The organism is Sulfitobacter sp. W002 (genome assembly GCF_025142135.1).
Lineage (GTDB): Bacteria > Pseudomonadota > Alphaproteobacteria > Rhodobacterales > Rhodobacteraceae > Sulfitobacter > Sulfitobacter profundi.
On record NZ_CP081126.1, the window covers coordinates 2,336,145 to 2,360,020 of the forward strand.

21 protein-coding genes are annotated in these 23,876 nt (G+C 62.6%); 9 read left to right on the forward strand and 12 right to left on the reverse strand.

All coding sequences use genetic code 11. From position 1 onward, the window contains the following. Nucleotide 1: 1 nt before the first annotated feature. Entirely contained in the window at nt 2–742 is a 741-nt protein-coding gene (locus K3758_RS11515) for a lytic transglycosylase (protein ID WP_259944981.1), read from the reverse strand. A 253-nt stretch (nt 743–995) separates the two neighbouring features. Here K3758_RS11515 and K3758_RS11520 point away from each other — a divergent pair, with 253 nt between their 5' ends. The 4 genes from K3758_RS11520 to K3758_RS11535 all read left to right on the forward strand — a co-directional run bounded on the left by K3758_RS11520 (nt 996) and on the right by K3758_RS11535 (nt 4,907). Beyond that, nucleotides 996–2,270, forward strand: coding sequence for a hypothetical protein (locus K3758_RS11520; RefSeq protein ID WP_259944984.1), 1,275 nt, complete (start codon nt 996–998; stop codon nt 2,268–2,270). Between the two features lie 70 nt (nt 2,271–2,340). Next, nucleotides 2,341–3,855: an Asp-tRNA(Asn)/Glu-tRNA(Gln) amidotransferase subunit GatB gene (gatB, locus tag K3758_RS11525; protein WP_120351361.1), complete on the forward strand. Its 1,515-nt coding sequence runs from the start codon at nt 2,341–2,343 to the stop codon at nt 3,853–3,855. Further along, nucleotides 3,852–4,337: a thioesterase family protein gene (locus K3758_RS11530; protein ID WP_120351362.1), complete on the forward strand. Its 486-nt coding sequence runs from the start codon at nt 3,852–3,854 to the stop codon at nt 4,335–4,337. The genes gatB and K3758_RS11530 overlap by 4 nt, the downstream gene beginning before the upstream one ends. 45 nt (nt 4,338–4,382) lie before the next feature. Next, a complete protein-coding gene (locus tag K3758_RS11535) occupies nt 4,383–4,907 on the forward strand; it encodes a DUF4177 domain-containing protein (RefSeq protein ID WP_259944991.1) in 525 nt (174 codons plus the stop codon). A 9-nt stretch (nt 4,908–4,916) separates the two neighbouring features. Here K3758_RS11535 and K3758_RS11540 read toward each other — a convergent pair whose 3' ends face one another. Further along, nucleotides 4,917–5,174, reverse strand: coding sequence for a BolA family transcriptional regulator (locus K3758_RS11540; RefSeq protein WP_067625489.1), 258 nt, complete (start codon nt 5,172–5,174; stop codon nt 4,917–4,919). Nucleotides 5,175–5,251: 77 nt separating this feature from the next. Between K3758_RS11540 and K3758_RS11545 the strand changes: the two genes are divergently transcribed. Next, nucleotides 5,252–5,878, forward strand: a complete 627-nt coding sequence (locus K3758_RS11545) for a J domain-containing protein (RefSeq protein WP_093739503.1) — start codon at nt 5,252–5,254, stop codon at nt 5,876–5,878. A gap of 131 nt (nt 5,879–6,009) precedes the next feature. Further along, a complete protein-coding gene (cobS, locus tag K3758_RS11550; protein WP_067625494.1) occupies nt 6,010–6,996 on the forward strand; it encodes a cobaltochelatase subunit CobS in 987 nt (328 codons plus the stop codon). Between the two features lie 77 nt (nt 6,997–7,073). Here the strand turns inward: cobS and K3758_RS11555 are convergent, their stop codons facing one another. Beyond that, nucleotides 7,074–7,877 carry a PRC-barrel domain-containing protein gene (locus K3758_RS11555; protein ID WP_259945005.1) on the reverse strand — a complete coding sequence of 268 codons (804 nt, stop codon included), beginning with the start codon at nt 7,875–7,877 and terminating at the stop codon, nt 7,074–7,076. Between the two features lie 215 nt (nt 7,878–8,092). Here K3758_RS11555 and cobT point away from each other — a divergent pair, with 215 nt between their 5' ends. Genes cobT through K3758_RS11570 form a run of 3 tightly spaced genes read left to right on the forward strand, consistent with a single transcriptional unit; the run spans nt 8,093 to nt 12,178 of the window. Then, nucleotides 8,093–9,967 (forward strand): cobaltochelatase subunit CobT, encoded by a 1,875-nt coding sequence (cobT, locus tag K3758_RS11560; protein WP_067626754.1) that lies wholly within the window; start codon nt 8,093–8,095, stop codon nt 9,965–9,967. A gap of 42 nt (nt 9,968–10,009) precedes the next feature. Next, complete coding sequence (locus K3758_RS11565) at nt 10,010–11,800, forward strand: aminopeptidase P family protein (RefSeq protein ID WP_259945010.1); 1,791 nt, start codon at nt 10,010–10,012, stop codon at nt 11,798–11,800. A gap of 33 nt (nt 11,801–11,833) precedes the next feature. Then, complete coding sequence (locus K3758_RS11570; protein ID WP_259945013.1) at nt 11,834–12,178, forward strand: DUF427 domain-containing protein; 345 nt, start codon at nt 11,834–11,836, stop codon at nt 12,176–12,178. 7 nt (nt 12,179–12,185) lie between these two features. On the opposite strand, the gene K3758_RS11575 is transcribed toward K3758_RS11570, so the two are convergent. The 9 genes from K3758_RS11575 to murB all read right to left on the reverse strand — a co-directional run bounded on the left by K3758_RS11575 (nt 12,186) and on the right by murB (nt 23,840). Next, nucleotides 12,186–13,871: a chloride channel protein gene (locus K3758_RS11575; protein ID WP_259945015.1), complete on the reverse strand. Its 1,686-nt coding sequence runs from the start codon at nt 13,869–13,871 to the stop codon at nt 12,186–12,188. Nucleotides 13,872–13,933: 62 nt separating this feature from the next. Further along, complete coding sequence (recN, locus tag K3758_RS11580) at nt 13,934–15,604, reverse strand: DNA repair protein RecN (protein WP_259945017.1); 1,671 nt, start codon at nt 15,602–15,604, stop codon at nt 13,934–13,936. A gap of 32 nt (nt 15,605–15,636) precedes the next feature. Further along, entirely contained in the window at nt 15,637–16,503 is an 867-nt protein-coding gene (locus tag K3758_RS11585) for an outer membrane protein assembly factor BamD (RefSeq protein ID WP_259945020.1), read from the reverse strand. A gap of 241 nt (nt 16,504–16,744) precedes the next feature. Further along, entirely contained in the window at nt 16,745–17,668 is a 924-nt protein-coding gene (lpxC, locus tag K3758_RS11590) for a UDP-3-O-acyl-N-acetylglucosamine deacetylase (protein ID WP_067626763.1), read from the reverse strand. A gap of 207 nt (nt 17,669–17,875) precedes the next feature. After that, on the reverse strand, nt 17,876–19,477 hold the full coding sequence (gene ftsZ / locus K3758_RS11595; protein ID WP_120351371.1) for a cell division protein FtsZ: 1,602 nt from the start codon (nt 19,475–19,477) through the stop codon (nt 17,876–17,878). A gap of 173 nt (nt 19,478–19,650) precedes the next feature. Then, on the reverse strand, nt 19,651–20,985 hold the full coding sequence (ftsA, locus tag K3758_RS11600; protein ID WP_067626767.1) for a cell division protein FtsA: 1,335 nt from the start codon (nt 20,983–20,985) through the stop codon (nt 19,651–19,653). 30 nt (nt 20,986–21,015) lie between these two features. Continuing rightward, nucleotides 21,016–21,897: a cell division protein FtsQ/DivIB gene (locus K3758_RS11605; protein WP_259945025.1), complete on the reverse strand. Its 882-nt coding sequence runs from the start codon at nt 21,895–21,897 to the stop codon at nt 21,016–21,018. Continuing rightward, entirely contained in the window at nt 21,885–22,808 is a 924-nt protein-coding gene (locus tag K3758_RS11610; RefSeq protein ID WP_259945028.1) for a D-alanine--D-alanine ligase, read from the reverse strand. Before K3758_RS11610 ends, K3758_RS11605 begins: the two co-directional genes overlap by 13 nt. 84 nt (nt 22,809–22,892) lie before the next feature. Then, nucleotides 22,893–23,840, reverse strand: a complete 948-nt coding sequence (gene murB, locus K3758_RS11615; RefSeq protein ID WP_409202605.1) for a UDP-N-acetylmuramate dehydrogenase — start codon at nt 23,838–23,840, stop codon at nt 22,893–22,895. Nucleotides 23,841–23,876: the final 36 nt, after the last annotated feature.

The window sequence follows — 23,876 nt, forward strand, 5'->3', positions numbered from 1 at the left end:
TTTACGGACGGCTGCGGGGCCGTGTCGCGTTCAACGGTTTGCAATAGGACTGCTGCCGAAGCCAGCGAGACATATCCGCCCGTTTGGACGCACTGCGCATCGGCCCCCAATCGGCCCCGACACCGCGCTTGCCGTTTCCGGCAATCACCCCGTCCCGCGGCACCGTCGTCGCCATGATCCGCACGGCACAGCTGAGATTCGCAGACCCGTTCTTGAGCGCATCACCACTGCCGACGTTACACTTATAGCCGCGCGCCGTGCCAGGCAGGATTTGCAACAGCCCATACCACCGACCGCCCCCACCCACGGCCCAAGACCGATAGGTGCTTTCATGTTTCGCCAGCGTCGACATAAAGCCGACCCAAAAGGCGCGCCGCTGGCTCTCGGATGCGTTCGGATAGGCCGGGCACCAGCTTTCGATATCGGCAGGCACCATATCGACCAAGGGCTTGCCATGCGACTTGAGCGCCGAAATAGCGGCCCGCGTCCAAAGCGAATGCCCCCGCATATGCTGCCAGCGCGTGCGCGGCAGATTGCCCGGGCGCGCGGGCGGGCGCAGCGTTGTGGTGAACGGCGCGGTTTCAAGCGCGGGCGGTTCCTCATCAGCCTCCACCGCGTCGGGGAAAGACAAAGAGGTCGCGGCGGTCTGCACCACGTTATCCACCTCCACCACAGGAGCGGGCTGTTTGGGAAGCTCGGCCCAAAGCAATGTGGGGCTCGTGCAGAGCAGCAGGGCAATCATGACAGGTCTCATGGCGCGCATAAGACCGCCCCAAAGCGCAGTTGGCAAGCATGACGGCCCCGCAGGATCGGCAGATTTCCTCTGATCGGGAAACAGCGCGCTGCCCAGATGCCAGATTGTGGCCTGTGGCAGCGCTCTCCTGCCCGCCCCCGCTGCAGAATTTTCCCGAAAGCTCCGCACCCCGGACACGGTTCCGCCCCATTGCCCGGTCAAACCTAAATCATCGACAAACAGCAGGCAGGACCGGCCCCAGATGAAGAAACTCTCGCATATGATCCCGTCCGCCTTGCAGGGGTTCTTTGGCAAACCCGCGCCCCAAGCGCCCGAGCTTGAACCGCTGGAAATGCCGCTGCTGCGCCGCCGTGCGCCGCGCGACGCCTTGCTGCGCATTTCCTGCCCCGACCCCACCGCCGAAGAGATGCAGCGCGACCGCCACCAATACCGCGCGCAATGGCTGGTGCGCCAAGAACGCTGGGAAGAGATGGCAACCCTGCTGCATGACGCCGATATGCGCCGCGAAATGACACCGGGCGCCATGCCGGTGGCCGAACTGATGGCCTTTGGCGCCCGCGCGGATGTGATTCTTGCTGCCGAACATGCGCTCTATGACGGCAAACCGGCCATCGATGCGCCACTGATGGCCGGGATCGAAGCCTTGGAACATGTGCTTGCCGACCATGCCGAAAGCCCCGTGATTGCGGCCATCGTGGCCCAAGCGCATATGGACATCGGCTGGGCCTGGCGCGGCACGGGTTGGGACAGCGACGTGCCCGCTCGCAACCACGCGGCCTTTGCGGCGCATTTTGAACGCGCGGAGCAAATCCTCGCGCCATTCGACAAGGACACAGCCGCCTCGCCCCTGCTCGCGGCGACGCACTGTGCCCTACTGGGGGGAACAGGCGGTGACGCCCGCGCCGTGGCCGACCGTTACGCGCAGCTCATCGACCTTAACCCCGATAACCCGCGCCCCATGCGGGCCATGGGCAACCACCTTCTGCCGCGGTGGCATGGCTCATACGCCCAACTAGAACTCGAGGCCCGTCGCACTGCCGCGCGGACCGAAGAGACATGGGGCGCGGGCGGCTATACTTGGGTGCAATTCGACGCGATCAGCTGCGATGCGCGGGCCTGTGCCAATCTTGATGTGCCGTTTTTCATCGAAGGGCTGCGCGATATCCTCGCGCGTCGCCCCGATCCGCATACCGCCAACCTGTTGGCCGCCTATTGTGCCAGCGCCATCGGTCAAGCCACCCCGTCCGAGGATGCCGCAGGGGCCGTGCGCGCCGAGATCGCCGATTGCGCCCGCTGGATCGTCCGGGATCACATGACGGAACTGCACCCGATGCTCTGGGCCCATGCCGCACGCGGCTTCGACAACAACCTGCGCGTCCGCTCCGCCCGGCGCTTTGCCGCCTCGGGCCGGGATGAGGCGATGCGCATCATCACCGGCCTGTTCCAACGCGAGATCGAAGCGGGCAAACGGGTCATTTTCACCGAAGGTCGCCGCCAGATTGCCATGCCGGGCTAGCCTGCCTCTTGAAGCGCGTGGTGCGCTCCAGTATGACCGGCCAAGTTCCAATTGACCGAAGGCGGCCGCGATGCTTGATCTGAGTTACGACACCCCGAAACCGCGCGTGATTGCCGGTGCCAAACATGACTGGGAACTGGTCATCGGGATGGAGGTGCACGCGCAGGTCGCGTCGAACGCGAAACTCTTCTCCGGCGCCTCGACCAAATTCGGCGCGGAGCCCAACAGCAACGTGGCCTTCGTCGATGCCGCGATGCCCGGCATGCTGCCGGTGATCAACGAATATTGCGTCGAACAGGCCGTGCGCACCGGGCTGGGCCTCAAGGCCGAGATCAACCTGAAGTCCGCCTTCGACCGCAAGAACTACTTCTACCCCGACTTGCCGCAGGGATATCAGATCAGCCAGCTTTATGAACCCATCGTTGGCGAAGGCGAAGTGCTGGTCGAGATTGGCGACGGCACCGCGAGGCTCGTGCGGATCGAGCGCATCCATATGGAACAGGACGCGGGCAAATCGATCCACGACATGGACCCGAATATGTCTTTCGTCGACCTGAACCGTACCGGCGTCTGTCTGATGGAAATCGTCTCGCGCCCCGACATTCGCGGCCCCGAAGAGGCCGCCGCCTACCTTGGCAAACTGCGCCAAATCCTGCGCTATCTGGGTACCTGCAACGGCGACATGCAGTCGGGCGCGATGCGTGCTGACGTGAACGTGTCGATCTGCCGCGTGGGTCAGTACGAAAAGTACCAAGAGACACAGGATTTCAGCCATCTGGGCACCCGCTGCGAGATCAAGAACATGAACTCCATGCGCTTTATCCAGCAGGCCATCGAAGTCGAAGCCAAACGCCAGATCGCGATTGTCGAGGCGGGTGGCGAGGTGGTGCAGGAAACGCGCCTTTTCGACCCAGACAAGCAAGAAACCCGCTCCATGCGTTCCAAAGAAGAAGCGCATGACTACCGCTATTTCCCCGACCCCGATCTGCTGCCGCTTGAGATCGAACAGGCATGGGTGGACGAGATTGCCGCAAACCTGCCGGAACTGCCGGACCAGAAGAAAGCGCGTTTCATCGGTGACTTTGGCCTGAGCGACTATGACGCCTCCGTGCTGACCGCCGATCTCGACAGCGCGGGCTACTTTGAGGCCGTGGCGCAGGGGCGCGATGGCAAGATGGCGGCGAACTGGGTGATCAACGAACTCTTCGGGCGTCTCAAGAAAGACGACAAGGGCATCACCGAAAGCCCGGTCACCCCGGCGCAGCTTGGCAGCATCGTCGATCTGATCGCGTCAGATGCGATTTCCGGCAAGATCGCCAAGGAAGTCTTTGAAATCACCTACACAACTGGCCGCGACCCGGCAGAGATCGTGGAGACTGAGGGCCTCAAGCAGGTCACAGACACCGGGGCGATTGAAACCGCTGTAGATGAAATCATCGCCGCCAACCCCGATCAAGTCGCCAAGGCGCAGCAGAACCCGAAACTTGCGGGTTGGTTCGTCGGTCAGGTGATGAAAGCCACGGGCGGCAAGGCCAACCCCAAGGCCGTCAACGAAATCGTGTCGCGCAAGCTCGCCCAGCAATGAGCGAGACCCCGGCCCCCTTCCGTTCGAGCGAGATGAAGGTTCTCCCCGAATGGATTGATTTCAATGGTCATTTGAACATGGCCTATTACAACGTCCTGTTCGATCAGGGCGTTGACCAAGCCTATGGCGACATTGGGCTGGGGCCGGAGTATCAACGCACGGGCTGCACCACCTATGTGGCCGAATTCCACGTCTGCTACCTGCGCGAATTGCATGAGGGTGACCGCGTCTACACCACCTTCCAATTGCTCGACCATGATGAGAAGCGGTTTCACAGTTTTCAAGAGCTGTGGCACGTCGACGGTTGGCTCGCCGCAACCGCCGAAGGATTAACGCTGCATGTGGACCAATCCGGCCCGCGTGTCGCCCCGATGCCGCAGCATATCCTGACACGTCTTGACGCGATGCGCCGCAGCCATGCCAAATTGCCCACACCGGCGCGGGCCGGTCGCCGCATCGGCATCCGCCGCAAATCCGCCTGAAACTCACCTGACGCGGCTCATGTCGCCAACCCAGCCGAGGCCCCTATGCGCTACGAATACAAGATCCTTCCCGCCCCCACCAAAGGGCAGAAAGCCAAAGGTCTGAAAGCCCCCGAAGCGCGCTTTGCCAATACGTTGGAAGAGTGCCTGAACGAACAGGCCGCCGAGGGCTGGGAGTACCAGCGGGCCGAAACGTTGCCCTCGCAAGAACGGTCTGGCCTGACCTCGACCACCACCGAGTGGCGCAATGTGCTAGTGTTCCGCCGCTTGGCCAGCGCGAGCAGCCAGCCAGAGGACGGCGATCTGCTGCCCCCCGCAGCTGCAACACCCGCATTGTCCGCCACGATTGAGGGCGACGAGACGGCGCTTCGGGCCGATGCGCCCGCCTCTATCACGCCCGACGATGACGCGCCCGCGAAAGTGGAGCCCGAGAAAGTGGAACCCGCCAAAGAGGAACCCGCCAAGCGGGCAACGCCACCTGCGTTCCTCTCCGGCACCGCGACAGAGCAAACGCCGGACGTTTCTTCGCCGGATAAATCCGACGAAGACGACGATAAAACAAAGCCCTAAACGCGGGCCTTATTCGTCCAGATCAAGCGCCAGCGCATGAATGCGCCCCATCAGATCCGGCCCCAAGGCGCTGTGCACCGCACGGTGCCGCGCCAGCCGGTTCTGACCCTTGAAACGCTCTGAGCGGATGCGCACGTTGAAGTGGCTTTCGCCCCCTTCTTGAAACCCGGCGTGACCGCGATGGCTTTCGCTGTCATCTACCACATCCAATTCTCGCGGCGCAAAAGCGGCTTCCAGCCGGTCTGAAATCTCTTGTGTTGTCGACATGTTTTTTACCTCGGCCCCCTTCAATCCTGCGACGCAGGGTATATGGTGACCGGCCTGAGTCGGAAAGGTCTATCCACATGCCAAAAGCTGATCCCTTCGGATTCGACATGTCCGTGTCGTCCTCCAAAAAGAAAAACCCCCGCGGCCGCCGTGGGATGTCGGGGGCATCGGAAACCTCGACCCGCGTCTGTGACCATGAGGGCTGCGAGGAAGCGGGCAAGTTCCGCGCGCCGAAAGCCCCTGATGTGCTGGACGACTACTTCTGGTTCTGCCAGCAGCACGTGCGCGAATATAACTCCAAGTGGAGCTTCTTTGACGGCACCACAGAGGCCGAGTTGAACGCACAGATGTCCAAGGACAAAGTCTGGGAGCGCAGCACCAAGCCGCTGGGCGATCCTGAGCAGCGTGCATGGGCACGTCTGGGCATCGAAGACCCGCATCAGGTGCTGGGCAAGAACGCCACCCAGAACCCCGGCAAGGGCCAGCAAGCGGGCCGCCGCCTGCCGCCCACCGAACGCCGCGCGATCGAGATTCTCGAAGCCAAGGACACTTGGACAAAACCCGAGGTCCGCAAAGCCTACAAAGCGCTGATCAAGGTGCTGCACCCGGATATGAACGGCGGTGACCGCAGTCAGGAAGAGCAGTTGCAACTGGTCGTTTGGGCATGGGACCAGATCAAGGGCAGCCGCAACTTCAAGGACTGATCCCGCGACCGGACCAGCGGTCGGTTGCGGATAATGCCAGTTGCCCCCTTCCCCTTGCGGATATGCACGATATGTTGCACCAGATACGCGCGCGGCCCCGACCGCGCGCCTAACGAAAAGGATGACGAGCGATGGCCGACGGTGCACTGGAACATGACATGAAACCCACCGAAGAACTCTCGGTGCGCGATGTCTTTGGCATCGACACCGATATGGTCGTCAAGGGTTTCCCGCAGCGCACCAGCCGCGTGCCGGACATCGACAGCACCTATAAGTTCGACCCTGACACCACGCTGGCGATCCTCGCGGGTTTCACCCACAACCGCCGCGTCATGATCCAAGGCTACCACGGCACCGGCAAATCGACCCATATCGAACAGGTCGCCGCGCTGCTGAACTGGCCCACCGTGCGCGTCAACCTCGACAGCCACATCAGCCGGATCGACCTGATCGGCAAGGACGCGATCAAACTGCGCGACGGCAAGCAGGTCACCGAATTCCACGAGGGCATCCTGCCTTGGGCGCTGCGCAACCCGACCGCCATCGTCTTTGATGAATACGATGCGGGCCGCGCCGATGTGATGTTCGTGATCCAGCGTGTGCTTGAACATGACGGCAAGCTGACGCTGATGGACCAGAACGAAATCATCACCCCGCACCCCTATTTCCGCCTCTTCGCCACGGCCAACACCGTGGGCTTGGGCGACACCACCGGCCTTTACCACGGCACCCAGCAGATCAACCAAGCGCAGATGGACCGTTGGAGCCTCGTTGCCACGCTGAACTACCTCAGCATCGACGCCGAGACCGCCATCGTTCTGGCCAAAAACCCGCATTACAACACTGAGAAGGGCCGCAAGACGCTCAAGCAGATGGTGACTGTGGCAGACCTCACGCGGACCGCCTTCATGAACGGCGAACTGTCCACCGTGATGTCGCCCCGTACCGTGATCGCATGGGCCCAGAACGCTGAAATTTTCCGCAATGTCGGCTATGCTTTCCGCCTGTCCTTCCTCAACAAATGTGATGAGTTGGAGCGCCAGACCGTGGCCGAGTTCTACCAGCGTCTGTTTGACGAGGAACTGCCCGAAAGCGCGGCCAGCCTGAGCTTGGGCTAAGCCGCTTGCACCACCAACCAAAGATAAAGGGGCGCTGATATCAGCGCCCCTTTGTCGTTCAGGCTGTGGCCCCGTACTTAGTTGACAGGTGCGGGCTCAGTGGTGACCGCGTTGGGGTCTTGCGGGGCAGCGTTTTCAAGCGCTTGCTGCTCGGCTTCCATATCCTGCGCGGTTTTAAAGGCCTCTGCGGCTTCAAGGTCGGTCTTGGTGGCCGAGGATACCAGACGCAGCGTGCCGCTTTCGTCAGTCATGGTCGACAGGCTGTCCATTTTCACGGCAACCCATTTTTCACCCATGCCGAGGAAACCACCGACACCGATCACGACACCTTCGACGGTGCCATCAAGATTGACGATCAGGTCATCTACATCGCCGATCTTTTCACCTGCGTCGGAATAGACGTTGCTGCCAATCAGATCGTCGGCGAGGATCGTGTTCTCGCTTTGCATGGTGATCTGACCTTCAACCGGCTTTGCAGGCTCTTCTGCCGGCGCCTCGGCAGTTGTTTCAGCGGGGGCGACGGTATCGCCCAACGGCTCCGTTGCCGGGGCCTCTGCCGTGTCTTCGGTCATCGGCTCAGTCGTGGCCGGTGCTTCGGCATTGTCAGTCGCGGCGTCCGTGTCAGGTGCCGTGGCGGTGTCGGCTTCCAATTCAGCTTCGCCTTCGGGCGCTTCGGCAGTGTCGGTTTCGGTTTCGGACCTTACCGCATCATCGCTGGCCGTGGCCTCGCTGCTCTGTGTCGCCTCATCGGTCTGGGGCGCTTCGGCAGTGGCTTCGTCTGATGCGGGTTTTGTCGCATCCTGTGCGGTGGCGGCCAAAGGCGCGGCCCCCAAAACTGCGATCATAGCCAGACGGCTCGCATGTTGCATGAAATTGGTCATTTCCTTACTCCTACTTGCTGAGACGCGTTGCTGCCAGGGTTCAGAGAGGCACCGGTGCGTCGACTGCCGAGGAAATGCCGATCTGCGGGTGGGGGTTCCCGCTCAGCGGGTGCTATGGGCGGAAACTGGCGTATCGATCTGCGCGCTCCTGCCCCTTTGACCCTTCCGCGAAAACCTGCCAAACCTCATGTCGAAGCTGACAGAGGCATGGGCTCATGAAGAAATCCGACAACCCCGCTGACGCATTCAAAAAGGCCCTCGCAGAGGCTACTAAAGTGATGGCTGATGACGCCGAGTTGAACGTCAGCTACTCCGTTGATCCGTCAGGGCTTTCTGGTGACGCGATGCGCCTGCCTCAGGTCAGCCGCCGGATGACCCGAGAGGAGGTTCTGCTGGCCCGTGGCACCGCCGATGCGCTGGCGTTGAACCGCCGCTACCATGATGCCGCCACCCACGCTCGCTATGCCCCGCAGGGCGACATGGCGCGCGAACTCTATGAGGCGATGGAGACCGCCCGTTGCGAGGCCATGGGCGCGCGCGACATGCCCGGCACCGCGGGCAATATCGACGTCAAGATCAAGCACGAGGCCCTGCGCCGCGGCTACGATCAGGCGAAACAGGCCAGCGACGTGCCGCTTTCGGTCGCGGCGGGCTATATGGTGCGTCATATGGCGACGGGGCGCCCCCTGCCCGCAGGGGCCGAGAACGCCATGGAACTCTGGCGTGGCTTTATCGAAGATCAGGCGGGCGGCACCCTAGAGGGGATCGACGGCAGCCTTGCCGATCAGGCCGATTTCGCGCGGCTGGCGCGCAAGATGATCTCGGACCTTGGCTATGGTGACCAATTGGGTGACGACCCCGACAGCCAAGACGACGAGCAAGAGGATCAGGCCGAAGAGGGCTCCGAAGAGGAGCAAGACCCCGACAGCACCGGCCAAGACGATCAGGACGAGGAAGAGGCCGAAGGCACGCCCGAGAACTCTCAAGAGCAGCAGCAGGACGAAAGTCAGGCGCAGGTCTCGATGGATGACGAGGCGGATCAAGAGTTGGGCGATGAGGCGGATATGCCCGAAGGCGACGCGCCGATGGACCCGCCGCCCCCGCCCCCCGTCTCGGATGCCGATCCTGAGTACCGCGTCTATCTCGGCGAGCATGACGAGGTGATTGGGGCCGAGGAATTGGCCGAACCGATCGAACTGGAACGTCTGCGCGCCTATCTTGATCAGCAGCTTGAGCCGCTAAAAGGCGCTGTGGGCCGTTTGGCCAACAAGTTACAACGCCGTCTGCAAGCGCAGCAGAACCGTTCGTGGGAGTTCGACCTAGAAGAAGGCACGCTGGACGCGGGCCGTCTGGCGCGGGTCGTGGCCAACCCCACCACGCCGCTCAGCTTCAAGGTTGAGAAGGACACCGAGTTCCGCGACACGGTGGTGACGCTGCTGCTGGACAACTCCGGCTCTATGCGCGGACGGCCCATCTCCATCGCCGCGATCTGCGCCGATGTTCTGGCCCGCACGCTGGAGCGCTGCAACGTCAAGGTCGAGATCCTCGGCTTTACCACCCGCGCATGGAAGGGCGGTCAGGCGCGCGAAGCATGGCTGAATGACGGGCGCCCTGCCCAGCCGGGACGCTTAAATGACCTGCGCCACATCATCTATAAATCCGCTGATGCCCCATGGCGGCGGACCCGCGACCACTTGGGTTTGATGATGAAAGAGGGTCTGCTGAAAGAGAACATCGACGGGGAAGCGCTGGAATGGGCGCACCGGCGGATGCTGGCCCGGCATGAGGCGCGCAAGATCCTTATGGTGATTTCCGATGGGGCACCGGTGGATGACAGCACGCTTTCGGTGAACCCGGCCAATTACCTTGAGAAACATCTGCGCGACGTGATTGCGATGGTCGAAAAACGCCGCGCGGTTGAGTTGTTGGCGATCGGCATCGGCCATGATGTGACGCGCTATTACGACCGCGCCGTGACGATTACGGATGTGGATCAGTTGGCCGGGGCGATGACCGAACAGCTTGCCGCGCTCTTTGATAGCGACCCGCGGAAACGGGCGCGTGTCATGGGCATGCGTCGCGTGGGCTGAAGCTCCAGGATCGGTATTTGAAAAAGGATGAAGGAGGGGCGTGTGTTCCAGAGTTTCGAGGTCACCGCGCGTCCTGAGCAGGGGCCGCCACGGCTGGAAGCGCTGCGCAGGGAGTTGGCGCGGGCAGGCTTGGATGGGTTCTTGGTGCCGCGCGCCGATGCGCATCAGGGGGAATATGTCGCCCCGCGCGATGATCGTTTGGCGTGGCTGACGGGATTTACCGGATCGGCAGGCTTTTGTGCGGCACTGCGGGATGTGGCGGGGGTCTTTATCGACGGGCGTTACCGCACGCAGGTCAAGGCGCAGGTGGCGGAGGTTTTTACGCCTGTGCCTTGGCCCGAGCTGTCTTTGGCCGATTGGTTGAAGGACCAATTGCCTGAGGGCGGTGTGGTTGGTTTTGACCCGATGTTGCATACGCCGGGACAGATGGACCTTTTGGTGGAAGCGCTGGCGGGCTCTGGCATTGAGCTGCGACGCAGCGAGAATATGGTGGACCGGGTTTGGGAGAACCAACCTGCGGCACCGATGGGCAAAGTGGCGGCCCACCCTGAGCGCTTTGCCGGGGAAAGGCATGCCGCCAAACGGCAACGTTTGGCGGCGGACCTGCGCGCGGCGGGGCAGAAGGCGGCGTTGATCACCCTTCCCGACAGCCACAACTGGTTGTTGAACATTCGTGGGCAGGACATTCCGCGCAATCCCGTGGCCCATGGTTTTGCCGTCTTGCATGACGACGCGCGGGTTGATCTGTTTATGGCGGCTGAGAAACTGGCGGACGTGGCGGACCATTTGGGGCCGGAGGTGGTGCAGCATGACCCCGCTGGCCTGCCTGATACCCTGCGCGCGTTGGAAGGGCCGGTGCGGCTTGATCGGCAGTCGGCGCCAGTGTTGTTCGCGGACCTGCTGGGGGACCGCGCACAGGCGGGGGAAGACCCCTGCGCCCTGCCCAAGGCCTGCAAGAATGACGCCGAGATTGCCGGCGCAGCGGAGGCGCACCTGCGCGATGGCGCGGCAATGGCGGAGCTGCTCGCCTGGCTGGATGCGCAGCCTCCCGGCACGATCACAGAAACACAGGTGGTGCGGCAGTTGGAAGGTCTGCGGCGCCGGGATCCGTCCTTGCGCGACATCAGTTTCGAGACGATCTCGGGCAGCGGGCCGAATGGGGCGATCATTCATTACCGGGTGAATGAGGAAACCGACAGCCTACTGCAGGACGGACATCTTTTGGTGCTCGACAGTGGCGGTCAGTACCTTGACGGGACCACGGATATCACCCGCACCATTGCCATCGGCAGTCCCGATCAGGATGCCCGCAGCGCCTTTACGCGGGTGTTGTCGGGCATGATCGCCATGAGCCGTCTGCGGTGGCCGCGCGGGCTGGCCGGGCGGGATATCGAAATGCTCGGTCGTCTGCCGCTTTGGATGGCGGGACAGGATTTCGATCATGGTCTGGGGCATGGCGTTGGGGCTTACCTGTCGGTGCATGAGGGGCCACAGCGGCTGAGCCGGATGAGCCATGTGCCGCTGCTACCGGGTATGATTCTCAGCAATGAGCCGGGCTATTACCGCGAGGGGGCGTTCGGCATTCGGATCGAGAACCTTTTGGTGGTGCAGGAGGCCCCCGCCTTGCCCGGCGGTGACGCGCATCGCAAGATGCTCGATTGGCGCACCCTGACGCTCGTGCCGATTGACCGGCGGTTGATTGATGTGGAGGCGCTTGGCCCCGAGGCGCGCGATTGGCTGAACGCCTATCACCGCGACGTTGCGGAAAAGATCGGGCCGCGGGTATCACCTGTTACAAAACTGTGGTTGGATGCGGCAACGGCGCCCCTATGAGCGTCCGATTTCAGTAAACTAGGGGGGTACGGCATGTCCGACCATATTACGATTACTCCGGCCCAAGGCACATGGGTCGTTCGCGCTGGCGGGGCCGTGCTGGGCGAGACCACAGGCGCACTGGAACTGCGCGAAGGGGACCACGCGCCGGTCATCTATTTCCCGCGCGGCGACATCGCGATGGCCTTCCTTGATGGCTCAGACAAGACCAGCCATTGCCCCTACAAGGGCGACGCCAGCTATTTTTCGGTCGTGACCAAGAGCCGTACCTTGCAAGATGCCGTCTGGTCTTATGAAGACCCGAAAGCGGATGTAGCCGAGATCAAAGGGTATCTGGCCTTTACGCCGATGGATGAAATCGCCATCGAGCGTATCTGAGTGCGGCTCAGGAATGCTCCTCTGCCGCGGTCGCGGCGAGGGCGCGATTATAAGCCTTCAGCGCATCGACGTGGAACAGCGCGCCCAGCAGTTCGGGCGGCGCATCGGCGCTGAGGGTCACCACCGGGATGAAGTTGGAATGGGTCTGGTCGAACAACGGCAAGGCGGCCTCTAGCGTGGCGCTGCCGTCGATATAGGTGCCCTTGTCGATCAAATCCCAACAGGTCTCTTCCGAGGCCGCGTCTTCGTCATCGGGGCGGCGCATGATCCGGCCCACCATGAACATCGATAGCAGATAGGCCTGTGGGCCTGCAGCGAGATGAATGCCGCGCCGCTCCATCTGGGTGAGGAAGAACGACCGGTCGACCAAACGGGAGGCCAGCGCCGTCGACATGCTGACGGCAACCATCACCGCCAAACCGGTTTGCCAGTCGCCCGTCATCTCGAAAACGATCAATGTGGTCGAGATCGGCGCGCCCAGCACGGCGGCGGCCACAGCGCCCATCCCCGCCAGTGCATAGAGCGAGGAAGAGCCGGAGATCTCAGGGAACACGCCGGTGGCGATCAAGCCAAAGGCCAGCCCCGTGAGCGCGCCCACCATCAGCGAGGGCGAAAAGACACCGCCGCCCATCCGCCCCCCCAGGGTGATCGCCACGGCGGCGACTTTGAGAACCGCGAAGATGATCACCTCATGCAGTACCAGCTCGCCCACCAGCGCGCGGGAGGTCGTCTCATAGCCGACACCGATGATATGCGGAAACCAGAGAGCGATGATGCCAAGGATCGCGCCCGCCACCGCCGGGCGCAGCCAACGCGCCAGCCCGGTCCGGGCTTGCAGGTAGTTGCCGAAATCCTCGGCCCAAAAGATTGACCGCATCAGCACGACAGAGACCAGACCGCAGGTAAGCCCCAGCAACAGGAAGGCGGGCAGTTCGACGTAGAATTGCACATCCCCAAGGCTCGGCAAGACGAACTCGGTCAAGCCGCCGAACTCCAGCCGGTTGATCACCGTGCCCGCAGCCGAAGCGATGACGATGGGGGCGAAGGCATGGACCGCGAAATGCCGCAGCACGACTTCGAGCGCGAAAAGCGCGCCCGCGATGGGGGCGTTGAAGCTCGCGGAAACCGCCGCCGCCACCGCGCAGCCCAGAAGGTCACGCCCGGTGATCCCATCGGCCTTGATAAAGCGGCTGACCTTGGTCGAGATCACGGCGGCCAGATGCACCACCGGTCCTTCGCGGCCTGATGAGCCGCCCGTCGAGAGAGTGATAAGCGAGGCCAGTGCCGAGGCCACCCCGGCGCGTGTTTCGACCCGACCGTCGTGCAAGGCAGCGCCAAGGATCACATCGCCGACGCTGCGGGCACGCCCGTCGCGGGTAAAGCGGTGCAGGATCAGCCCAACAAGCAGCCCGCCCAACGTCGGGATCAGCACCACCCAATACCACGGCAACCCGGCGAGAAAGCTATGCAGGAATTGCACGTCGTCCGTGCCGTAAAGCGTGGCCTGTAACCAGTTGATCCCTTTGCGAAAGAACAAGGCGGCAAAGCCCGCCGCGATGCCCACCAAAAGGGCGATGAACCAAAAGGTGATCTTGCCCGGCCCCCGGGTGCGCAGCACCGTCCAGCCCTGTTTGCAGCCGCCGAGCGCCTGATGCAGTTGTTGGGAAAAGAATGCGTTATCTTGCGGAGGCATGGGACTTGGACCAGTTGGACCCTTTCTGTCTAGGGCAAGCTGACCTTGGGTAAAACCGCCATTTAAGAAGTCGTCGCGCCCTGTTGCCCGTTAAGCAATGCCTCGGCTGCCGCGCGGGCGGCATCGGTGATGGTATCGCCCGCGAGCATCCGCGCGACTTCGTCCACCCGTTCTTCGGGGGCGAGCGCCGTGACCGTTGAGGTCGTCATGCCCTTGGCAACCGATTTGGCCACGCGCCAGTGATGCGCGCCCAATGCCGCGACCTGCGGCGAGTGGGTGACGACCAGCACTTGCCCTTCAGCCGCCAGCGCCTTCAGGCGGCGGCCGACGGCGTCTGCGGTGGCACCCCCTACCCCGCGGTCGATCTCATCGAAGATCAGGGTCAGGCCCGATTGGCTTTGTGTCAGGCAGACTTTCAGCGCCAAGAGGAACCGGCTGAGTTCCCCGCCCGAGGCGATCTTGCCCAAAGGCCCGGCAGGCGCGCCGGGGTTGGTCGCCACGGTGAAGGACACCGCATCGCGCCCCTCGGGGCCTGCGGGTTCGTCGGTCAATTGGGTCTGGAACACCGCGCGCTCCATCTTCAGCGGGGCAAGCTCCGCCGCCACCGCCTTGTCGAGTTTGACCGCCGCCTTGCGGCGTTTCGTGGTCAGGGCTTCGGCGCGTTCGTCGTAAAGCGCCTGTGCGTCGCGCACGGCTTTCTCCAACCCCTCCTGCGCGGCTTCACCCGCATCAAGCGCATCTAGTTTGGCGCGCAGCGTATCGGCGAAACCGGCCAATTCATCAGGCTGCACGTCATGTTTGCGCGCCAAGCCGCGGATCGCAAAGAGCCGCTCTTCGCAGGCTTCCAACTCATAGGGGTCGAACGACATGCCGTCGATCGCATCGGCCACGCCGGACATTGCTTCGTCCAGTTCCACCATGGCGCGGTTCAAGGCGGCAAGCGGACCTTCCAACGCGCCTTCGGCCTTGTCGGCGACGCCATCAAGCCAGCGCAGCGCGTCGCCCATGGCCGTCTCTGCCCCGCCTTGACCCAGAAGCTCATAGGCGTTGACCACATCGCGGCGGATTTTTTCGGCGCCCTGCATCTGGCGGCGGCGGGTGTCGAGGGTGGCTTCCTCGCCCGCTTCGGGGGCGAGTTTGTCCAGTTCCGCCACCGCATGGCGCAAGAACTCTTCTTCGGCGGCGATGGCCTCGCGTTCGGCGGCGGCGGCGGCGGCGGCTTTGCGCGCCGCACCGAGGGCCGTCCAAGCCTCCCGCACCGCTGCAATCGCGCGGTCATTCCCGGCGTAATCGTCAAGGATGGCGCGGTGGCCGCGCGGGTTCAGCAATCCGCGATCGTCGTGCTGGCCGTGCAATTCCACCAATGTTTCAGACAGGCGCCGCAGCACCTCGCCCGAGCAACGGCGGTCATTGACCCAAGCGGTCTTGCGCCCTTCGGAGGTGTTGATGCGGCGCAGGATCAATTCGTCCCCGGCAGGCAGACCCGCGTCTTCGAGCACCGCATGGGCCGGGTGGCCGGGCGGCAGATCGAACCAAGCGGTCACTTCCCCCTGCGCTGCCCCTTGGCGCACCAGATCGGCGCGACCGCGCCAGCCCAGAACAAACCCAAGTGAATCCAACAAGATGGACTTGCCCGCGCCAGTTTCACCGGTGAGCACGTTCAGACCCGGCTGGAAGCCAAGCTCCAGCCGGTCGATGATCAGCATGTCCGAAATATCAAGTCCGCGCAGCATCTAGAACCGTCGGATGGGCAACCCCACCCCCCTTAAAGCCACTCGCCCTTGATGGTCTGGCGATAGGCTGCACCCAGCCAATTGTCCTTGTAGAAGGCGGGCTCTAGGCCACGCCCGGTCAGCAATTTGTAGCTGTCCTCATACCACTCAGAGCCACGGTAGTTGTGGCCAAGGATGGCCCCCGCCGTCTGCGCCTCATGGTTCAGACCCAGCGATAGATAGGCTTCGACCAAACGGTGCAGGGCTTCGGCGGTATGGGTCGTGGTTTGGAAATCCTCGACCACCACGCGGAAGCGATTGATCGCGGCGGTATAGTGATCGCGGCGCAGATAATAGCGGCCAATCTCCATTTCCTTGCCCGCCAGATGGTCAAAGGCGAGGTCGAATTTCAGGATCGCAGAGCGGGCATATTCGCTGTCGGGGTAGCCTTCGATCACGGCGCGCAGGGATTGCAGCGCTTGGAAGGTCAGCCCCTGATCGCGGCCCACTTCGTCGATCTGGTCATAATAGCTCAGCGCCAAGAGATACTGCGCATAGGCGGCATCATCTTCGGCCGGATAGAAATCAATGAACCGCTGCGCGGCGGACCGGCTGTTGGGGTAGTCCTGATCTTTGTGATAGGCGAAAGCCTGCATGATCAGCGCGCGTTTGGCCCATTCGGAATAGGGATAAAGGCGCTCGATCTCGGCGAAATAAAACGCCGCCTCACCGGGGTTGTTGTTGGTCAACTCATATTCGCCGCGCTCAAAAATCTGCTCGGCTGAATAGGTCTCAAGCGGGATTTCCTGCGGGTTGAAAAAGCTGCCGTCCGATCGTCCGTCACCACCGCCGCAGGCTGCCAATGTCGCGACCAGAAGCACCGCACTGATCGTCCGCTTGCGCGATCCTGCTACCGTCATGCCCGCACCCCTTGCATCGTCCAACCCATGGTCTTTGACCCTCTTGCGCATGTGACTAGCACAATAATCTGCGTTGCAAAACGCCCATTCCACCCCCGCCCGCAGCCGGGTACGCGGTGGCGCATCGCTGGGTCAGGCATGTCACTTCGGCTTAGTGAATACAAGGCATTGGCAGGGCGTTCAATGGCACTTCGCCGCCTAAGCGCCCTGCGGTTTACGGTGTTTCTGACCTGCTGCCAGATCAAGCAACCTGCGGGATTTCGCCCCAGATCAGCCCGGAGCCCGGCAACCGTGCGGTTTGCGCCGCGTCACAGGCCACCAGACGCACGGCATCCGGTGTGGCAAAGAGCGCGCGCAGCAGCGTGTTGGTCAGCGAATGGCCCGCGCGTTTGCCTTCGTAATGGCCCAACAGCGGTGCACCCGCCAGCGCCAGATCACCAAGCGCGTCAAGCATCTTGTGGCGCACAGGCTCATCCGCGTGGCGCAGACCACCGGGGCTAACGACCGCATCGCCGTCGAAAACCACTGCGTTCTCGCCCGCTTCACCGCCGAGCGCCAGGCCATTGGCCTGCATCGCTTCGACATCGGCCTGACGGCAGAAGGTGCGGCTGTCGCAAAGTTCGCGTGCAAAAGAGCCGTTGTTCATGATCAGCGACTTGTGCTGTTGACCGATGGCCGCATCGGCAAAATCGATCTCAAAGTCGATCTGCAGCGTATCCGCCGGAGAGATCGTGGCCGTCGCATCACCGTCTTGCACGCTCACGGTTTTGAGCACTTCAAACGCCATCACAGGGGCCGCAAGCTGACGCAAGCCGCGCTGCATGATGCCGCGCACGAAAGGCAGGGAGGAGCCATCGAGGATCGGCACTTCGGGGCCGTCGATCTCAATCAAAAGGTTATGGATGCCACAGCCAGCAATGGCCGCCATCAGATGCTCAACGGTAGAGATCGACAGGCCAGTGGGATTTTCCAGCTTGGTGCAGAGCGGCGACCGGTTCACTGCGTCCCAGCGGGCGGGGACCAGTCGGTCGCCCACGGCCACATCGCTGCGCGAGAACCAGATGCCATGGTGAGCGGAGGCCGGGCGCAGAGTCACTGTCGCAGGCTGACCGGAGTGCAGGCCTGTGCCAGAAAAACTTACTGCTGATTTGATCGTTGTTTGCACCGGGTCATCCTCAAGCTTCGAACATCTTATTGTGTGTTGAACTCTGGATTAAGGCGCTGGTTCGTTTTGCTCAACTCAATCTTTGCAACGGTCTGAAACATGCCCGTAACATTTGGGCGCTAGCGTGCCGACCTTATTGCAAAACCTTGTTATAAAACGAAAAAGGGCCGCCCTAAGGCGACCCTTTCGTCATCTATCGTGATCAGATCAGTTGGCCTGACGGCGCAGGAACGCGGGGATTTCGATGCGCTCTTGATCGGGATCGTTGTTTTCTTGCGGCTGCGGGGCAGCTGCAGAAGCGCGAGTCTGAACCGGAGGTTGCTGGCGCGCAGGGCGGGCCTGTGCTTCGCCTTCGGCGTGGCCGGTCATCCGGTTGATCAGAGAGTTGATGCCAAAGCGACCTTTGTCGCCCTGCTCACCCTGCTGCTGCTGGGCCTGACGGTGCTGTTCGGGCGCTGCTTTTTGGGCGGCAGCGCGCAGGCGGGCCAGTGCTTCGGGCGACGGCGTCCCGGGTGTCGGGGCGCGCGGTGCAACGAAGGCTTCGGGCTCGGCCTCAATGGCTTCTTCCTGACGCGGCTCGAATGCGGCCACCTCGGGCTGATAGGCCGGAGCGGGCAGACCGTCGTCATCTTCGACAACGTTCTCTTCTTCATACTGGTCCTGGACCGGCTGAAGGTCTTGGAACAGGGCGGCTTGCTCAACTTCCTGCTTCATTTCGGCAGCAACCGGCGCGGCGGCAGGCGCCTGCGCGGCAGAGACCGGCGCGACATCGTCAACCGACACGTTCTGGCGCAGCGGCTGGCTCATGGAGCGGCGCGGGACCGGCATTTCGGTGTTCACATCGGTGGCGTCGATCCCTGTAGCGACAACGCTGACGCGCATCAGGCCACCAAGGCTTTCGTCCAGCGTGGAGCCGACGATGATGTTCGCTTCGGGGTCGACTTCTTCGCGGATGCGGTTCGCCGCTTCGTCGAGTTCGAACAGCGTGAGGTCGTGACCGCCGGTGATGTTGATGAGAACGCCCTTGGCACCACGCAAGCTGATTTCGTCCAGCAGCGGGTTGGCGATGGCTTTCTCGGCGGCTTGGATGGCGCGATCTTCGCCCTCGGCCTCGCCTGTGCCCATCATCGCTTTGCCCATCTCGTCCATCACGGCGCGCACGTCGGCAAAGTCGAGGTTGATCAGGCCCGGACGGACCATCAGGTCAGTCACGCCCTTCACACCTTGGTACAGCACGTCATCGGCAAGCGAGAAGGCTTCGGTGAAGGTGGTCTTTTCGTTGGCCAGACGGAACAGGTTCTGGTTGGGAATGATGATCAGCGTGTCGACGACCTTTTGCAGCGTCTCAACGCCGTCTTCGGCCTGACGCATCCGCTTGGCGCCCTCAAACTGGAAGGGCTTGGTCACGACGCCAACGGTCAGCACGCCCAGCTCACGCGCGGCCTGCGCGATGATCGGTGCCGCACCCGTACCGGTGCCGCCGCCCATGCCTGCGGTGATAAAGCACATATGTGCGCCGGCAAGGTGGTCGACGATCTGCTCAATGCTTTCTTCGGCAGCGGCGGCGCCAACGCTGGCACGGGCACCCGCGCCCAGACCTTCGGTAACCTTGATGCCCAGCTGGACGCGGTTTTCGGCCTGTGCCTGCTGCAGCGCCTGAGCGTCGGTGTTGGCCACGACGAAATCAACACCGTCCAACTGCTTCTCGATCATGTTGTTGACCGCGTTGCCGCCTGCCCCACCAACACCAAAGACGGTGATACGGGGTTTCAGATCATCTTGTCCTGGCATTGAAAGGTTGAGTGTCATGTGCTGTCCGCCTGTCCAGTTATCCGCGTTCTGCGGGAGTTTTTCGACCAAATTTACCCGACCCTACCGGGCTAGGGCCGGATCGTCACCTAAAAAACATCGTTTTGACGCTAAATATGGGCAGAAACTTGCCAGTTTCCGCCTTATCTCGGGTGTCTCACCCGATATTGCGGTCACCAGTTGTCTCTAAACCATTTGACGGCGCGTTTGAGAGAGCGGGACGGATAGCGGTCGGCGGGGATGTCGAAATCCCACCATTCGTCCTGTGGGTGCGCCGCAAAGAGCGCGAGGCCCACCGAGCTGGCAAAGCCCGGCCCTGTTGCGGCCTGTGGCAGCCCATGCACGCGCAGCGGACGGCCCAGACGGACCTGCTGGCCAAGGATCTTGCTGGCAAGCCCATCAAGCCCCGGTATCTGGCTGCCTGCGCCAGTAAGTACAATCTGTTGGCTTGGCAGGTGGTCAAAACCGGCAGCATCCAGCCGAACGCGGACCTCTTCGAGGATCTCTTCGACGCGCGGACGCATGATGCCGATCAATTCGGCCCGGCTGGCGGTGCGGCGGTCGTGCTCATAATCCCCTGTTTCGCCGCCGATTTCGATCATGTCACGGTCGTCCATGCCGGTCGCATGTACCCCGCCGTAGAAGGTCTTGATCCGTTCGGCATTGGCCATCGGCACTTGCAGGCCCATGGAAATGTCTGAGGTGACGTGATCGCCGCCCATACGCACGGTATCGGCATAGATCATGTGTTTCTTGATGAAGATCGACACGCCAGTGGTGCCACCGCCAAAGTCGATACAGGCCGCGCCGAGTTCCTGTTCGTCCTCAACCAGCGCCGAGATGCCCGAGGCATAGGAGGATGACGCGATCCCGGCCAGTTCCAGATCACAGCGTTTGATACAATGCGCCAGATGCTGCACCGTATCGGCATCGACGGTGAGCATGTGCATGTCCACCGACAGGCTGTTGCCCAACTGGCCACGCGGATCGGCCAGACCGCTGCGGTGATCCAGCGCAAAGTTCACCGGCTGTGCGTGCAGCACCTCGCGCCCCTCGCCGTATTCCGGCACATCGCAGCCCGCCAGCACGCGCGCCACGTCTTGCTCCGAGACCGACTGCCCCTCCAGTTCCACCGAAGCGTCGAGCCCATAGCTGCGCGGCTCCCCGCCCGAGAAACAGGCGATAACGTGGTCAACCCGGATGCCCGCCATCTTCTGCGCGGCCTGAAGTGCGGTGCGGATCGCGCGCTCGGTCTCGCCCATGGCGCAAATCTCACCAAAGCGCACACCGCGCGAGCGGGTGGTCGCGGCCCCGATAACGCGGAACCCCGACTGCCCGGCCAAAGAGCCAATGTCGCCATTCTCTCCGTCATGGGTAATGCCGTCAAAACGCAGCACCAGACAGGCAATCTTGGAACTGCCAACGTCCAAAATGGCGACCACCCCGCGTTGGATCGCCAATTTGCGCATGTGCCGCATCGAACGCTGACTGTCGTATAGGTCCATCATTTCGTTACTGTCCCGATTCCAATGGCCATCTTACTGGCCGGAAAGCTGCCTGATGTGCCACCATTCGCGGGTGGCATCTTCGTTCATTCTGAGGGTTGGTCTTGCCGCCAACCGCATGTCCACACGCGCCACATCCCGCGTGAGGACTTCTTGTGCGCCTTCCAGCGCGATCACCCGTTCCAGCGCTTGCAGCGCATTTTCTTCGGGCAACATGATCGTCTGATTGCGGTCCAACACCACGTCCCAGCGGCGCCCACCCACACGGACCAAGCCGCGCAAACGATCGCCCAGCACATTGGCGGCCCCGATCAGCTTGAGCGCTTCCGGCACCGCTTTATCGGCCCCTGCCCCGGCGATCAGCGGCAGGCTGGCGTGGTCGCGCCGCGCTTCGATCCGTGCCACATGCGCGCCGGTGTTGTCCACCAGCGCCAGCCCGGTCTCACTGCGCCAGACAGCCACGGGCACGCGCGGGGTCACGTCGATTTGCAGCACGCCACCGGGGCGGATGCGGACATTGGCCTGTCTGACCCCATCGATATCGGTGATCTTTTCGCGGATCTGCGGCAGGTCGAGGTCGAAAGAGGACAGCGGGAATTCCAGCGGCAGCGCGGTGCGAATTTCAGACGACAGCAGGTCGCTTGCGCCGTCGATGGCCATGAGCTTGACCATGAACTCCGGCCGCTCTTCGATGCTGGCGCGCACATCGGCGATGGCCTGCACCACGGTGCCGCGACGCTCTTCGTCGGCCATATAGATCGTACCCGCCAGCAGACTCAGCGTGAAGGGCAACCCGACGCGCAGGGCAAAGCGAAAGCCCGGCGTCAACATCAGCCGCTGCATGCGCCAAGACCACCGCGAGGGGGCGGGATCGGCTTTGCCAGCCTCCGGGCGGCGGCGGATCAGCGATCGCATGAGGCATCCTCCACCATCCAAGTGCAGAGCTCAGGGAACGAGATGCCGCAGGCCGCGGCCTGTTCGGGCGTCAGCGAGGTGGCGGTCATGCCAGGCTGGGTGTTGGTCTCAAGCAGGATCAACCCCGCAGGTCCCCGCGCCTCGTCCCAGCGGAAATCGGTGCGGCTGATGCCTTTGCAGCCAAGCGCCACATGGGCGCGGCGGGCATAGTCGAAACACAGATCGGTGATCTCTTGCGGCAGATCGGCGGGCACCACATGGCGCGAGCCGCCGGGCTTGTATTTCGCGTCGTAATCATACCAGCCAGTGGTGATGATATCTGTCACGGCCAGCGCCCGGTCGCCCATCACGGTGGTGGTCAGCTCACGCCCCGGCGCAAAGGTCTCGACCATCACCTCGGCGGGCATGTCGTCGGACAGCTGCGGCGGGCCGTTGTTTTCCTCAGCCACGAGGTAAACCCCGACCGAAGAACCTTCGTTGTTGGGTTTGACCACATAGGGCGGCGCCATCACATGGGCTGCCATCACATCGGCCTTGGGGGCGATAACGCTTTCGACGACCGCCAGCCCCGCATGGCGGAACACATCCTTGGAGCGCTGCTTGTCCATCGCGAGGGCCGAGGCGAGCACGCCGGAATGCGTGTAAGGCAGTTTGAGCCACTCAAGCAGACCCTGCACACAGCCATCTTCGCCCCAACGGCCATGCAGGCAATTCAATACGGCATAGGGCTGAAGTTCAGTCAGGACAGCTGCAAGATCGCGGTCGGCTTCGACCTCGATCACGTTATATCCGCCATGTTCCCGCAAGGCAGCGGCGCATGCACGCCCACTGGACAGGGACACCTCACGCTCGGCCGAGGGGCCACCCATCAATACCGCCACTGTCGGGGTTTGTCCGCTCGACTTACCCACCAAAGTGCCTCTTCGCCTCGGACCGTTTGCGGCCCCTATCATTGTTTTCTTTGCTTTGCCGTGACTTAGCTGATGCCCGACGGCTTAGCTTTGCGACACCGGATCACCCAATTTTTCACCGACGCGCTTAATTTCCCATTCTAGCCTTATACCGCTTGAAGCGTAAACCTTTTTTCGCACCTCTTCGCCCAATGACTCTAGATCATGGGCCGTGGCACTGCCGGTGTTGATGAGGAAATTGGAGTGTTTCGGGCTCATCTGTGCACCCCCCACGGTAGCCCCACGCATCCCGGCGTCGTCGATCACCTTCCACGCCTTCAGGTCGTGCACATCGTCCGCCTTCCCGGTTGAGGAAAACCCCGCCGGATTGCGAAAGGTCGACCCGGCGCTGCGGTCCTTGGTGGGCTGGCTCTCGTCGCGTTTGGCGAGCTGCTGTTCCATCCGGGCATGAAGCTCCTCCGCCACGCCTTTGGGCGGCGCAAAGGTTGCCCCGATCAGCACCGCACCGGGCGACAGATCGCTCTGCCTGTAGCGGAAGTTAAGATCATCGGCGGTCAGTGTCACTACCTCACCCGCGCGGGTCACGGCCTTGGCCGAGACGAAATGATCCGCCGTGTAGCTGCCATAACAGCCCGCGTTCATGCGCAAAGCCCCGCCGATGCTGCCGGGGATGGTCCGCAGGAAGGTCAGATCAAGCCCCGCATCCGCCGCCTTGCGCGCCACATGGGCATCCAGCGCCGCCGCCCCCGCAGTCACCTGATCCCCGTCGATCTCAATCCCGTTGAAACCACGACCCAGCCGGATCACCACGGCCCGCAGGCCCCCGTCGCGCACGATTAGGTTGCTGCCGACGCCCATGGGGAAAACCGTGACGCCTTGCGGCAAGCGGCGCATGAAAAGGCACAGGTCCTCCACATCGGCGGGTTGGAACAGATAATCCGCAGGGCCGCCAACGCGGAGCCATGTCAGGTCGCTTAGGGCGCGATTTGGGGTCAACCTGCCGCGCAGGTCGGGGATATTCAACGTCATCATGGCGCCGGACTTAGCGCATTTAACAGGCGGGGCAAA